Consider the following 392-nt stretch of genomic DNA (forward strand, 5'->3'; position numbering starts at 1 on the left):
GTGCCTAAGTGGTCAAGTTGGTAATAGTAAACTTGTACTGGGTCTGCACTGACATTGGCTTCGCCTTTAATCAGCGCCATTGGCTTAAAGCTGCCGGGCTCATAAAGGTAGCTTTGGTAATGTTGTTGATTATCGGTTTCGGCAATTAAGCGGTCGGCTTGCCAAATAAACTCGGTGGCGGTGGTTTGTTGCGTTTGGTCTGTGACCGACTTTTCGAAACGTCTACCAAAAGCATCGTATTGATAATGGGCAGTGGTGCCATTGGCCATCTTGGCTTTAATTAAGCGATGCTGACAGTCGTAATGATAGTGGGTGACTAGCTGTTGGCCTTTACCGCGCTTTTCTTTGACTAGGTTACCAAACTCATCGTATTCAAAATGGCAGTCGCCTTG

At 46.4% G+C, this 392-nt stretch carries 1 pseudogene; it reads right to left on the reverse strand.

What is annotated here, in order from left to right:
• Positions 1 to 392: pseudogene (locus Q4519_RS21735) on the reverse strand (RHS repeat domain-containing protein); the annotation flags it as partial.

It is taken from the genome of Motilimonas sp. 1_MG-2023 (assembly GCF_030547455.1).
In the GTDB taxonomy this organism is placed as follows: domain Bacteria; phylum Pseudomonadota; class Gammaproteobacteria; order Enterobacterales; family CBDFNC01; genus Motilimonas.